10 protein-coding genes are annotated in these 12,752 nt (G+C 69.0%); 2 read left to right on the top strand and 8 right to left on the bottom strand.

Annotated elements, in window-relative coordinates; all coding sequences use genetic code 11:
- Positions 1–3: 3 nt before the first annotated feature.
- From IPL40_04450 to IPL40_04475, 6 genes are read right to left on the bottom strand one after another with little or no spacing between them, the layout of a single operon-like run.
- Positions 4–1,221, bottom strand: a complete 1,218-nt coding sequence (locus IPL40_04450) for a quinol:cytochrome C oxidoreductase (GenBank protein MBK8480414.1) — start codon at positions 1,219–1,221, stop codon at positions 4–6.
- Positions 1,218–1,889 carry a cytochrome c gene (locus tag IPL40_04455; protein ID MBK8480415.1) on the bottom strand — a complete coding sequence of 224 codons (672 nt, stop codon included), beginning with the start codon at positions 1,887–1,889 and terminating at the stop codon, positions 1,218–1,220. Before IPL40_04455 ends, IPL40_04450 begins: the two co-directional genes overlap by 4 nt.
- Positions 1,890–1,929: 40 nt before the next feature.
- Positions 1,930–2,475 carry a DUF3341 domain-containing protein gene (locus IPL40_04460; protein MBK8480416.1) on the bottom strand — a complete coding sequence of 182 codons (546 nt, stop codon included), beginning with the start codon at positions 2,473–2,475 and terminating at the stop codon, positions 1,930–1,932.
- On the bottom strand, positions 2,468–3,955 hold the full coding sequence (gene nrfD, locus IPL40_04465) for a polysulfide reductase NrfD (protein ID MBK8480417.1): 1,488 nt from the start codon (positions 3,953–3,955) through the stop codon (positions 2,468–2,470). Before nrfD ends, IPL40_04460 begins: the two co-directional genes overlap by 8 nt.
- A 29-nt stretch (positions 3,956–3,984) precedes the next feature.
- Positions 3,985–7,140 (bottom strand): Fe-S-cluster-containing hydrogenase, encoded by a 3,156-nt coding sequence (locus IPL40_04470; GenBank protein ID MBK8480418.1) that lies wholly within the window; start codon positions 7,138–7,140, stop codon positions 3,985–3,987.
- On the bottom strand, positions 7,137–7,787 hold the full coding sequence (locus tag IPL40_04475) for a cytochrome c3 family protein (GenBank protein MBK8480419.1): 651 nt from the start codon (positions 7,785–7,787) through the stop codon (positions 7,137–7,139). The genes IPL40_04470 and IPL40_04475 overlap by 4 nt, the downstream gene beginning before the upstream one ends.
- A gap of 441 nt (positions 7,788–8,228) precedes the next feature.
- Between IPL40_04475 and IPL40_04480 the strand changes: the two genes are divergently transcribed.
- Positions 8,229–9,350, top strand: coding sequence for a 3-deoxy-7-phosphoheptulonate synthase (locus IPL40_04480; GenBank protein ID MBK8480420.1), 1,122 nt, complete (start codon positions 8,229–8,231; stop codon positions 9,348–9,350).
- 441 nt (positions 9,351–9,791) lie between these two features.
- Positions 9,792–10,883, top strand: coding sequence for a hypothetical protein (locus IPL40_04485; GenBank protein MBK8480421.1), 1,092 nt, complete (start codon positions 9,792–9,794; stop codon positions 10,881–10,883).
- A gap of 114 nt (positions 10,884–10,997) precedes the next feature.
- Here IPL40_04485 and IPL40_04490 read toward each other — a convergent pair whose 3' ends face one another.
- Together IPL40_04490 and IPL40_04495 are read right to left on the bottom strand one after the other, a co-directional pair.
- Positions 10,998–12,212, bottom strand: a complete 1,215-nt coding sequence (locus IPL40_04490) for a YeeE/YedE family protein (GenBank protein MBK8480422.1) — start codon at positions 12,210–12,212, stop codon at positions 10,998–11,000.
- A gap of 3 nt (positions 12,213–12,215) precedes the next feature.
- Positions 12,216–12,752: a YeeE/YedE family protein gene (locus IPL40_04495; protein ID MBK8480423.1), complete on the bottom strand. Its 537-nt coding sequence runs from the start codon at positions 12,750–12,752 to the stop codon at positions 12,216–12,218.

The following is a 12,752-nucleotide window of genomic DNA, read 5'->3' on the forward strand; positions in this document are numbered from 1 at the left end:
TCCTCAGTAGTTCTCGAAGGCCAGCGACTCGGCGAGGCGCGGGTCGCGCATGGGCACCAGCGCATGGCGCTGCAGCTGGCGCAAGAAGAACGCCACGAACAAACCGCCGATGCCGAGGAAGGCGGTCAGATCGAGCAGGTCGAAGGCGGCGCCGGCCGGGTGGAGCACGGGCATCACGAGCCAGTAGAGGTCGAGGTAGTGCAGCGCCAGCAGCCAGAGCGCGGCCGGCAGCAGGGTTGCGCCGCGCCGTTTGGTCGCGCGGGTCATCAGGTAGAAGAAGGGGACGACGAAGTGACCGAGGCCGAGCGCCAGGGTCACCTGACGCCAGGAGCCCGCGAGGCGCCGCGCGTACCAGATCGTCTCCTCGGGTAGATTGCCGTACCAGATCAGCATGAACTGCGAGAAGGCGATATAGGACCAGAAGACCGTGAAGCCGAAGAGCAGCTTGCCGAGATCATGGTAGTGCTCGACGCTGATGACGTCGCCGAGCACCCCGGCGCTACGCAAGAGCAGCCCGACCAGCGCGAGAAAGGCGAAGATCGCGACGACGCAGCCGGAGAAGTAGTAGACGCCGAACATCGTCGAGTACCAATGCGGATCGAGCGACATCAGCCAGTCGAAGGCCGCGAAGGTCACTGTAAGCGCGAAGAGAATAATGGCCGGGCCGCTCAGTCGCTGCAGGCGCAGGGTCGCCTCTGGGGCACCGTCCTGATCCTGTCGCAGGGAGCGCCGATAGAAGGCCCAGGCCAGGGCGGTCCAGATGCCGAAATAGCCCAGCGCGCGCGCCACGAAGAAGGGGATGTTGAGGTAGGGCGTCTTGCTCGCCAGCAGCGCATCGTGCCTGAGCGCGTCGGGGTGGGTCCAATGAAAGAGCTCATGGAGACCGCCGACGACGGGTAGAAAGAGCAGGCCGAGCAGGGGCAGCGTGATCATCGCGTGCTCGGCCAACCGCCGCACGACGACGCTCCAACCCGCCCTGGTGGCGAACTGCACGATGACGAAGAAGAGCGCACCGAGCGCGATGCTGAGCCAGTAGAGCAGCGCCACGAGGTAGGAGAAGTGAGCCTGGCGTGCAGCGCCCGCGCCGCGACCAAGCAGCCAGTGGGCCATCAGCGCGAGCAACCCGACGCTAGCCGCCGCCAAGGAGAGCGCGCGCCAGGTCTTGGAGCGGGGCAGGCGGAGCTGCTCAGGGCGCAGGGTCGAAGGGGCGGCGTGCGTCACGGCGTCCTCCAGCCGCGTCGCACGACGACGTCAGGCGGTAGCTGATCGAGGGTGGCGTGGCCGGCGAGCTGGAGCGCGCGGACATAGGCGGCGATGGCCCAGCGATCGGTGACCGGGATGGCCCAGGCGTAGGAGGGCATGCTGCGCACGCCCTCGCTGATGACGCCGAAGAAGTGACCGATCGGCGCCTGGAGCAGACGCTGCTCGTGGTAGGAGGGCGCGGGTACGGCCATCTTGCGCGCGCGCAAGATCGACTCCCCATTGCCACTCGCTCCATGACAGGGTTGGCAGTAGATGTCGAAGCGCTCGCGGCCGCGCTGTAACAAGTCGGCGGTCAGCGCCACGGGCAGGCGATCGGCTGGCTTTCCGTCAAGGGTGCCGCGATAGAGATGCTCGCTCTCGCGCAGCGCGCCGTGGGCGATGGTGTTGGCCGGTGGCGTGCGCATCGCCCGCCCGTCGGCGAAGAAGGCATTGCTCTGCTGGGCGCCAAAGCGCGCCTGTGAAGCCATGTTCTGCTGCAGATGAACCGGCGGTGAGCTCGATCGCCCACCGCGACAGGCGGAGAGGCCGAGCAGCAGCAGCGCCGCGACCCGAGCCGCCGCAACGAAGCCGCGTGCGTGGCGCCATCGCCGCGCCAAGAGCCTTGCTGCTTGCCTCAGCACGCCCATCGGGGGCCTCCGTATGAGGGGGTCATTGGGCTTGGGGGCATCATTGGGCCAACAGCTCGACGTGCGTCGCGCCGAGCTCCTTCAACCAACCGGGGGTCTGGTCGGGATCGAAACGCGGGTCCGCCGCCTCGACCGAGATGAAGAAGCGATCGTCGCCGACCCCGGCGAAGCGCTCGCTGCGAAACACAGGATGGTAGTGGCGAGGGAGCCGGTTGAAGTGCAGCATCCCCAGAACGCAGGTCAACGCGGCCGCCAGCACGCCGACCTCGAAGGTCACGGGGACGAAGGCGGGCCAGCTAAAATAGGGTTTGCCAGCGATCACCATCGGATAGGCGATGGTGCTGGTCCACCACTGCAGGCCGAGGCCGCCGGCGGCCCCGAGCATGCCGCCGACGAAGACGACCCAGGGCAGGCGCGAGGGGCGCAGACCCATCGCGCGGTCGAGTCCATGCACTGGAAAGGGGCTATGGGCGTCCCAGCGCGAGAAGCCGCCATCGCGTAGGCGCTCGCAAGCGCGATAGAGCGCCGTCGGGTCGGCGAATTCCGCCAACACGCCCCAGGTCTCGGTGGCTGGCGTTTCAGCCATGGATCAGGTCTCCTGTGGGCGGCGGCAGGTTGCCGCCGCTTGCCAGTGGCGCGGTCGCGGCGCTGTCGCTCGTGGGGGCGGGTGTCGGGCCGTGGACGTGGGCTGCCGGCACGATCGCCTTGACCTCCGCCATCGCCACCTGCGGCAGGAAGCGCACGAAGAGCGAGAACATCGTGAAGAAGAGCCCGAAGCTCCCGACCAGCGCGCAGACGTCCCAGAAGGTCGGCGAGTAGTAGTCCCAGCTCGAGGGGAGGAAGTCGCGGTGCAGCGAGGTCACCGTGATGACGAAGCGCTCGAACCACATGCCCACGTTGATCAGAATCGAGGAGACGAAGAGCCAGGGCAGCGACCGGCGGGCGCGCTTGAACCAGAAGCTCTGCGGCACGATGACGTTGCAGGTGACCATGATCCAATAGGCCCAGGCATAGGGGCCAAAGGCGCGGTTGATGAAGACAAAACGCTCGAAGGGGTTGCCGCTATACCACGCGATGAAGAACTCCATCGCATAGGCGTAGCCGACGATCGAGCCGGTCAGCAGCATCACCTTCGCCATGTTCTCGAAGTGGCGGAGGGTGACGATGTGCGTCAAGCCGAAGAGCTCGCGCGCGATCACCATCAGCGTCACGACCATCGCGAAGCCGGAGAAGATCGCGCCGGCGACGAAGTAGGGCGGGAAGATGGTCGTGTGCCAGCCGGGGACCTGCGAGACGGCGAAGTCGAAGGAGACGATCGAGTGCACCGAGAGCACGAGGGGCGCCGAGATCGCCGCCAGAATCAGGTAGGCCCGCTCGTAGTGCTGCCAGTGCCGATTCGAGCCGCGCCAGCCGAGGGCGAAGATGCCGTAGGCGATGCGCCGGACGCGGCTCTTGGCGCGGTCGCGGACGGTCGCCAGGTCGGGCAGCAGTCCGACGTACCAGAAGAGCAGCGAGACGGCGCCATAGATGCTCACGGCGAAGACATCCCAGAGCAGCGGGCTACGGAAGTTGGGCCAGACGCCCATCTGGTTGGGGTAGGGCAGTGCCCAGTAGATGACCCAGACGCGGCCGACGTGGATCGTCGGAAAAAGCAGCGCACACATCACGGCGAAGATCGTCATCGCCTCCGCGAAGCGGTTGATCGACGTGCGCCAGCGCTGGCGAAAGAGGAAGAGGATCGCGGAGATCAGCGTCCCGGCGTGGCCGATGCCGACCCAGAAGACGAAGTTGACGATCGCCCAGCCCCAGCCGACGGGGTTGTTCAGACCCCAGATCCCCGTGCCCATATAGAAGAGATAGGCGGTGCTGAGCACGAGCACGCCGAGGAGCGCCAGCGACACACCGAAGAAGATGTACCAAGCGCGCGGCGGCACCCACTCGACGGGGCGGCAGACCGCCTCGGTGATGCCGTGGAGGCTGTTGTCGCCCAGCAGCAGCGGCGCCCGCTGATCGACGGGCTCGTCGAGGTTGAGGCTCAGCTCGGTGGCGGTGGGCTGCTGCGACATACGATGTGAACCTAGATCAGCGAGCCGGCTCAGCCGAGCTTGGGGTTGGGGTTGCGCACGCGCGCGAGGTAGGTCGTGCGCGGCTTGAGATTCATGTCGCCCAGCACCGCGTAGTTGCGGTCGCGCTGCTTGAGCTGCGCGACGCGGCTCCGCGGGTCATTGAGATCGCCGAAGACGATCGCCTCGGTCGGGCAGACCTGCTGACAGGCCGGCACCACCGTGCCGTCGGCGATGGTATCGCTGCCCGCGGCCTTGGCCGCGAGGCGGGCGCCGTTGATGCGTTGCACGCAGTAGGTGCACTTCTCCATCACCCCGCGAAAGCGCACGGTGACGTCGGGGTTGCGCTGCATCGCCAGCAGCGCGTTCTGCCGGTCGTGCTCGGCCTGGTAGTTGAAGAAGTTGAAGCGCCGCACCTTATATGGGCAGTTGTTGGCACAGTAGCGTGTGCCGATGCAGCGGTTGTAGGCCATGTCGTTCAGCCCCTCGGGGCTATGCGCGGTGGCGCCGACCGGGCAGACGCTTTCGCAGGGCGCCGTCTCGCAATGCTGGCAGGCCATCGGCTGCGTGACGGGCAGGGCGTCGTCGCTCTCGCCGCTGAAATAGCGATCGAGGCGAATCCAATGCATCTCGCGGCCGTTGAGCACGCGCTCCTTGCCGACGACGGGGATCGTGTTCTCTGACTGGCAGGCGATCGTGCAGGCGTTGCAGCCGATGCAGCTGCTGAGGTCGATCGTCATGCCCCATTGCCGACCCGTCGTGGGGTTGGGCGGCTCCCAGAGCAGGGTCTTGACCTCGGCGTCGGGCAGGAGCTGCGCGGCGCGGGCGAAGTCAGGGTCGCGCTGGTACTGCGCCAGCGTTGCCTCCTGCACGATCGGGCGGCGCTGGCCGGTCAGGGGCTCGATCAGCGTGCCGTGGTCCTGCGTGCAGGCGAGCGCGTAGTGCCCGCGCAGGTGGCGCAGCCTGACGCCTTGGGCGAAGCGCGAGGCGTCGACGGTGCGCAGCGCGTTGGCGTTGAAGCCGCGGCCGTCGGCCACCGGGCCGCTATGCTGGCGACCATAGCCCAGCGCCAAGGCGACGCAGCTCTCTGCGACGCCCGGCGTGATCCAGACGGCGGCCTGCAGGCGGCGACCATCATGTTCGAGCTCGATCAGCTCCTCGGACTTGAGCCCGAGCCGGCGCGCCGTGGCTGCCCCGATCAACGCCGCGTTATCCCACGTCAGCTTGGTCACCGGATCGGGCAGCTCTTGCAGCCAGGCGTTGCCGGCGAAGCGGCCGTCGTAGAGCGTCGCGTCGAGCTGAAAGACCAACTCCAGGCGTTGGTCGGTGGGGGCCGGTCTATCGAGGGCGTCCTGCGGGCGCGCCGTCCGGGCGTCCCGATCGGCCGAGCCGCTCGAGCCCTCGAGCGTTGGTCGCGCTGCGGGCCTGCCGGCGAGCTGGGTCGCAAGCGCCTGCCACTCGTAGGTGGGGCTGAGCGCGGCGAGCTCAGCCGGGCGCTGCCCGTCATGGACCAGCGCGCGCCAGCGACGCTCGTGGCTGGCCTCATCGGCCCCGGCCGGCAGCAGGCCTGCATAGGCTGCGGTCGCCGGGCGGCGCAGCAGCGTGTAGCCATCGTGGAGCTTAGAGGCGATCAGGCGCGCAACGAGCTCGATCGGCGAGAGCGAGGCGAAGAGGGGCGCGATCAGCGGCTGCTGCACGCTGATCGTGCCGTCGGCGGCGCGGAGATCGCCCCAGGCCTCGAGGAAGTGGCTTTGGGGCACGACCCAGCGCGCCAGCGCCGCGGTCTCGTTGGCCGTGGGGCAGAGGTAGATCGTCGACGGGACGCGGCGCAGCAAGGTGCCGAACTCGAGATCGGCCGGCGCGTCATAGACCGGGTTTCCGCCGACGATGACCAGCGATGAGACGGTCTCGGCCCGCAGCGCCGCGGCGAGGGCCTCGATCCCCTCGCAGTCCGCTGCCAGGTCGGGGTAGTAGCTGACCGTCTGGCCGACGCTGCCGAGCAGCGCGTTGGTCAGCTGGCCGAGCGCATGGACCAGCGGCGGCTGCCCTTCGCCAACGATGATCAACGCCCGCCCGCGATGGGCGAGGAGGTCCTCGGCCAGCGCGCCAATCCAGCGCTGATGCGCGGCGCTCGGCGCGCGCGCCCGCAGGCGCGCCAGGAGCTGCTCGGCGCCGGCGGGCGCCGGCAGGGAAGGCGCGAGCTTGGCGACCAGGTCGGCGAGAAAGCCACCCACCTGCGAGGCCGCCAGGCGCAGGCGATTGTCGGCGTTCATCCCCGTGACGGTGAAGGCTGGCTCGACCACGTAGAGCCTGTTCATCCCGTCGCGCGGGCTGGTGAGGCGCCGTCGTTGGGCAAAGGCGCGGGCCTGGCGGACGACGTCGCCCTCGAGGCCGAGCGGATCGGCGTCGAGGGCTAGCACGACATCGGCGCGATCGAGCGCATAGCAGGGCCGAGCCCCCTTCAGCCCGACGAGTGCTGCGCCGGCCAGGCTCTGCCGTGGTTGGGCCGCGTCGTGGACGTAGAGGCGTGCGTGCGGGTAGCGAGCGCGAAGCTCGCCCAGCAGCGCGTGGAGCGTCGGCGAACGGAGGTCCTGCAGCAGCAGCGCCAGGCCGCGCCCCTGCTGCCGCTCGAGGCGCGCCGCGAGCCCGGCCAGCGCGGCATCGCGCTCGCGCGTGGAGACCGAGCGGTCGCCGAGGCGCGTGCGCCGCAGGCGCTGCGGGTCGTAGAGATCGAGCACGCTCGCCTGCAGGAAGGTGTCGGTGGCGCCGCGACTCATCGGATGGTCGGGGTGGCCCTCGATCTTGGTCGGGCGTCCGTCCTGGCTCTCGACGAGCAGGCCGACCACCCCCCCCGTGAGCTGGGCGGCGGTGGCGTAGTAGCGCGGCTGTCCAGGGACCAGATCCTCGGGCCGCTGGTTGAAGGGCAGGATCAGCTCGCGTGGCTTGCGCACGCAGCCGCTCAGCGTGGCGCCGGCGAGGGTTAGCGAGGCGCCCATCACCCCGAGGAAGTCGCGGCGCCCGACGTGGTCGAGGTCGAGCTGCGCGGCATTGGGCGGAAACTCGTCGCGCTGGGCAGCCTGCGCTGGATCGATCGGCGCGCCCTCGGCATTGAGGCTGCGCCAATGACGCGGGGCGGTGGCGTTTCCCTCGGCGGTGGCAGCGGGGGCGTGCACTCTAGGCGTAGTCATCGGTGGCACCCCGAGCAGTGCAAGGGCGGCTCGAGCTGGCGCTTGCGCCGCGGATCGCGCGCGGCGACGTAGCCCGCGGCCGCCGGGTCGTAGCCGAGGTCGGTGACTTTGTCCAACGGACCCACCCGGCCCGCTGGGTTGCGGTGGCAGTCCAAGCACCAGCTCATGCTCAGCGGCTGGACCTGGCGCACGACCGTCATCTGGTCGACGCGGCCGTGACACTGCACGCAGCCGACGCCCGCGGCCACGTGGACGCGGTGATCGAAGAAGGCGTAGTCGGGCAGCAGGTGAACGCGCACCCAGGGGAGCGGCAGCCCGCTGGCATGGGCGATGCGCAGGGGCGCGAGCTTGACGGTCTCGGGCAAGATCAGCTTCTCGTGACAGCCCATGCAGGTCTGCGTCGGGGGCACGGCGGCGACCGGCGCCCGCTCGACGGTGCTGTGGCAGTAGCGGCAGTCGAAGCCGAGCTCGCCCGCGTGGAGCTTATGGCTGAAGGGGACGGGCTGGATCGGCTCGTAGCCGACGTCGGTAAACGAGGGAGAAAACCAGTACCAGATCGCGCCGACGACCGTCGCCAAGACCACGGGCAAGGCCAGGCCGAGGTAGAGCGGAAGACGATTGGTCCAGCGCGGGAAGAGCGGGGTCACGGCTTGTCGACGCTCCCTCGGTAGCAGTAGTCGCCGGCAGTCGCCCCAGCGGCTTCGATCCCGGGCGACCTCGAGCACACGATGCAGCGGCCTCTGCGTGCCCGCGCCACGAACTCGACCGACGGGGGCGGCCGCGCTCGTCTTGGGCTCAGGAAGGCCGCAGGGCGGAGCGTCGGCTTGCCCCGCCGGAACGCGCGCACCCTAGCGATAACGCCCCGCGTTGGCAAGGGCCAGCGGCGACGGCCAGCGGCGACGGCGGAGGTGCGGCGACGGCGGACATGCGGCGACGGCGGACGTGCGGGGCAGCTGGTGGTGCGGGGTCTGCAGCGGTGGCGCTGGCCTCCCTCGCGCTGCCGAGCCTCGACGGGGTGCGCGCGGGCGGGGGAGGGAGGCTGACTTTCGCAGTAGACAGCCGGGGCGCGCTGAGTAGACTGTGCGGCGATGATTATTGTGATGCGCCCCGAATGCGGGCCTGAATCCCCCGAAGTGGCCGAGGTCGTGCGCCTGGCGCGGACCTTCCCCGACGTGCAACCAGAGGTACGGCAAATCCAGGGCGCCACGCGCTCGCTGACGGAGGTCTACCTGATCGGATCGACTGGCCAACTGCCGCTCGATCGCTTCGCCGACAGCCTGGGCGTCGAGCGCGCGATCCGCGTGCGAGAGAAATATCGTGCGATTGGCCGCCACGAGGGGCAGGTCGAGGCGCTGGGCTTCGAGTACAACGGGCTCCGCTTCGGCGATGATAGCTTCCATGTCTTCGCCGGGCTCTGCGCGGTCGACACCCGTGAGAACGTCGAGCAGATGTTCCGCGCGCTGAAGCAGCTCGGGCTGCAGACGACGCGTGCCGGGGCCTACAAGCCGCGCACCAGCCCCTACGATTTCCAGGGGCATGGCCGCGCCTGTCTGCCCTACGTCTTCGAGCTGGCCGGCAAGTACGACATCAAGTGCGTGGCGATGGAGATCACCCACGAGACGCAGCTCGACGAGATCCGCGAGGCCCTCGAGCGCGCCGGGCAGCCGACGGGTGTGCTGATTCAAATCGGCACGCGCAACGCGCAGAACTTCGAGCTGCTGAAGCACGTTGGGCAGCAGCAGGACTTTCCCGTGCTCTTCAAGCGCGGGATGGGCATCACGCTGGCCGAGTCGCTGAATGCCTGTGAATACATCGCCAGCGGCGGCAACCATCGAATCATCTTCTGCCTGCGCGGGATGAAGACGAACCTCGGCGATCCGCACCGAAACCTCGTCGACTTCGCGCATGTGCCGGTGGTCAAGCGCCTGACGCGCTTGCCGGTCTGTATCGACCCGTCGCATTCGGTCGGCCAGCGCCTGGTGGCGTTGGACGGCTTGCTCGACATGCATCACGCGGCAGCGCAGGGCATCGTCGCCGGCGCGAACATGGTGCTGGTCGACTTCCATCCGACGCCAAAAGAGGCGCTCTGCGACGGCCCGCAGGCCCTCTTGCTCAAGGAGCTCGAGCACTTCGTCGCCGACACCCAGCTCGTGCGCAAGGCCTACCTCGACCGGATAGCCCTCGGTCGGCGCCTGCTCCAAGAGCGCTAGACACTCGTTCGCCGCTGCGGCCCCGCGGGGCCCGCCCTGCGCACGCCACGCACGCCACGCACGCCACGCACGCCACGCACGCCACCTTTGGCGGGCCCGGCGTGCGCCCCTGTGCCCGAGCCGCCAGCTCAGCGCGAAGGCCAATTGCGAGCCACGGGTATCTGGGGTTGAATGGCCCCGCTTTCGAACGAGCGATCTCGGGAGCTTGCGGTCTCATGTCCCCAGGTAGCGCTTCGCGATTACTGCAACCATCCGGAAGGACAATGGTCATGCCATGGCACGAGAGCTGCTTCTAATGCTTCTCGGCAGCGTTCCTAGGAGGGGCAAGCGATGACGAATCAAGACGCTCGACCAGATGCTCGACCAGATGCTCGACCAGATGCTCCACGCGACGGCCGAGGCGTTGGCGTGCAGGCGCTGAGAGCCAGGCGGTGGGTCGCAATGCTCGGCCTTTGCGCACTGCAACTTGGCTGCGCGGGCAGCGTCGACTCGGGTGCTGCGGGGGGCGATGCCCTGGGCACCGGTGGGTCGATCTACGACGTCACCAACACCGCCGGGGCCGTCGGGTCGACCGCCAGCGAGAGCGCTATTTCGAGCGGCACGAAGCTCTTCGTCATCGCCGACGGGGCACGGGTCAACGTGACGGTGGCCGGCAGCAGCACCCCGGTGATCTGGGGCAAGCTGTCGACGGGCGACGTGCTCGGCTTCGGCTATCTCGACAAGGCCTATCGCTATGAGCACGGCGGCACGGCCACGGAGCTGCTGCCCAGCGGTTCTGCGGGCGGGATGGTGACGAGCTCGATGGTCGCGCCGGGCGCGGAGATCGGGCTGCCCAGCCTCAACCTCACGGGGACGACCCAACCCTACGTGCTGATCGTGCGGGGACCGGAGGCCAGCGGTGCCTACGGTTATATACTTTCGCCCTGCGGCGACGCTGCCTGCTCCAACGGCCCGACGGATGCCACCGTGCGGACCGCGGTGGCCAATCAACCGGTCAACGTCGGGGGTGATTACACGCTCGAGTTCCGCCCGGTCGAGCTGAACGGCGTTGCGAAGACGCTCTTCTCGCTGCGGAGGACGACGGCCGTCGCCACCAGCGCGAGCACCAGCGCGAGCACCAGCGCGACCACCGCGGCGACCAGCAGCGTGGCCCCGGCCGCTCCCACCCCGCCACCCCCGCCGCCCACGGCCCCCACGGCCCCCACCGCGCCGGCAAAGGCCGCCGACGACGGCTGGTCGATGACCGATTGGCTGCTGCTCGGTGGCGCCGCGGTGGGCGGGTACGTCCTGTGGATGAAGAAATGCGACTGGTTCGATATCGCCTGCAACGGCGCACAGACGAACGCTGCCGGCGGCGGTCCCAACTGGGGTGGTAATGATCCTAGCCTTCTGAACGGGACGGTGGGAGGCAACACAGCCGCCTTTCCTTATGGCTATCAGTCCGCGACGGGAGCTGGCTGCTACGTCGATGCGAATGGACAGGTGCGGCTCAGATCGACGCACCTTCTCGGCGACACTTGGAGCTGCTACTAGCGAGGCATGCTCACGGTTGTTGCCCCCCACAGGCCACGCCCTCGTCCACCCCAATCTGCTCAGCCGGCCCAGCTCAGTATCCGCGGCGCCCAGCGTCCACCGCAGGGCGCCGAATCAGCCGCAGCCGCCACTCTTCTTGCCCTTCGGTCGCAGCTTCACCGTGGGCGTGTAGGGTAGCTTCGGCGCATGCTCGGGGTCGAGCGCGGCCGCCGGATGGCGATCGCCGAGGGCGGCCGCGAAGCGCCAATGCAGCCGGTCGTCGCCGGCGACGGCGGTCGTGATCGGCTCGACGCCGGTCGATCCCGCTCCATAGGTCGCGATCCAGCGGTTGAGGCCGCCGGCGAGGACGTAGACATTGGGCACACCGAGCAGCGCCAGGTGGCGCCAGGCGGCCGTGGCGGACGTCTCGTCATTCGAGATCAGGATCACGACGCTGGGATCCGGTAGGCTGATCAGCCTCCGCCGCTGGCTCGGCAACGCCGCGATCGAGACGCGCTCGGCGTTGGCGAGGTGAAAGCGGTTCCAGTCGCTCTCGGGCCGCAAGTCGAGCGTCACGAGCTTCAGATCGCGGTCGCCCTGCAGGGCCAGCAGCTCGGCCGGCACGATGAAGACCTCGCGGCGCGCGAGCTGGGGCTGGTACTTGGCGCCCAGTCGCTCCCACTTGGCGTCGAGTGAGGGCTGGCCGAGCGCTGCGACGGCGCCCACGCCGCCGAGGAGCAGCGCCGTGCCGGCCATCGCCTTGGGCCAGTGGACGGGCCGCTCGTGACCGAGCCGTCGCGCCACGAATTTCAGGCCGCCGAAGAAGGCGAGGGCCAGCAGAGCGACCAGCCCCACCGCGGTGGCCGTCGAAACGCCGAAGAGGTCGGTGAGTTGGAGTGGACCGAAGTGGCCGGCGTAGTAGAACGCGCGGAAGTAATCGGCCGTCTCGCCGAAGGCGAACATGCCGAGCAAGCTGCCGAGCACGAAGAAGAACCCGTCGATCTTACCGGTAGCCAACGAGGCCAGCGACGTTCCCGGGCAGTAGCCGCCGATCGCGAAGCCGACGCCAAAGATCAGCCCGCCGAGGGCTACCGAGGGGACGTAGGTCGGATTGACCCAGAGCTGGTCGAGGTCGAGCCAGCGCAGGCCCGAGCTGAGATAGAGCAAGAGCATCGCCGTGACGATCGCCGTGAACATCGCCTGCACGACGCGCAGCTCGCGGAAGTAGAACTGCGCCGCGAGTCGCCGCGCGTCGCCGAAGCCGGTGGACTCGAGCACGAAGCCGAAGGCCAGCCCGATCAGCACCTCGACCAGATGGGCCGACCAGCCGCCCAACGCGAAGGGGCCCATGGCTTAGCCTTCCTCGCGGCCGGGGGTCCATAGTCGCCGCACGAAGAAGGCGCAGCCGTAGGCCCCGGCAAAGCAGGCGAAGAGGAAGATCCACGAACCCACGGCGAGCGTCGCTCCGCCGCTGAGGCCCTGCCCCGAGGTGCAGCCACGCGCCAGCCGGGCGGCATAGCCCACCAGCGCGCCCCCGACGAGGGCGGCGATCCAGCGCACGCGCGCTGTGATCCGCGGACCGTGGAAGGTCTCGAGGCGCACGCGCCGGCGGAGCAGGCCAGAGGTCAGGCCGCCGAGCAGCACGCCACCGATCGACCAGACGATCCAGTGATCGAGAGGCCCGCCGGCGCCGCGCATGAACTCGGCCACGGCCGGGGTGCGGGCCACATGGCGCGGGGCGACGCGCTGCTCGGCCGCGGCCACGAGGCGCGCCGTGCCGCCCGAGCTGCCCAGCCCGTGGCCCGTGACGAAGAACGCCGCAAAGAGCACCAGTCCGAGCATCAGCCCGCCGAAATAGGGATTCCAATAGCGTGGGTTTTCGCCCGGCAT

Source organism: Pseudomonadota bacterium (assembly GCA_016711215.1).
Taxonomy (GTDB): Bacteria; Myxococcota_A; Polyangia.

Coding starts and splice junctions, on each gene's coding strand:
- IPL40_04455 (MBK8480415.1), bottom strand. CDS start 1,889: ATGGGCGTGCTGAGGCAAGCAGCAAGGCTCTTGGCGCGGCGATGGCGC.
- IPL40_04460 (MBK8480416.1), bottom strand. CDS start 2,475: ATGGCTGAAACGCCAGCCACCGAGACCTGGGGCGTGTTGGCGGAATTC.
- nrfD (MBK8480417.1), bottom strand. CDS start 3,955: ATGTCGCAGCAGCCCACCGCCACCGAGCTGAGCCTCAACCTCGACGAG.
- IPL40_04470 (MBK8480418.1), bottom strand. CDS start 7,140: ATGACTACGCCTAGAGTGCACGCCCCCGCTGCCACCGCCGAGGGAAAC.
- IPL40_04480 (MBK8480420.1), top strand. CDS start 8,229: ATGATTATTGTGATGCGCCCCGAATGCGGGCCTGAATCCCCCGAAGTG.
- IPL40_04485 (MBK8480421.1), top strand. CDS start 9,792: ATGCTCGGCCTTTGCGCACTGCAACTTGGCTGCGCGGGCAGCGTCGAC.
- IPL40_04490 (MBK8480422.1), bottom strand. CDS start 12,212: ATGGGCCCCTTCGCGTTGGGCGGCTGGTCGGCCCATCTGGTCGAGGTG.
- IPL40_04495 (MBK8480423.1), bottom strand. CDS start 12,752: ATGCCGGGCGAAAACCCACGCTATTGGAATCCCTATTTCGGCGGGCTG.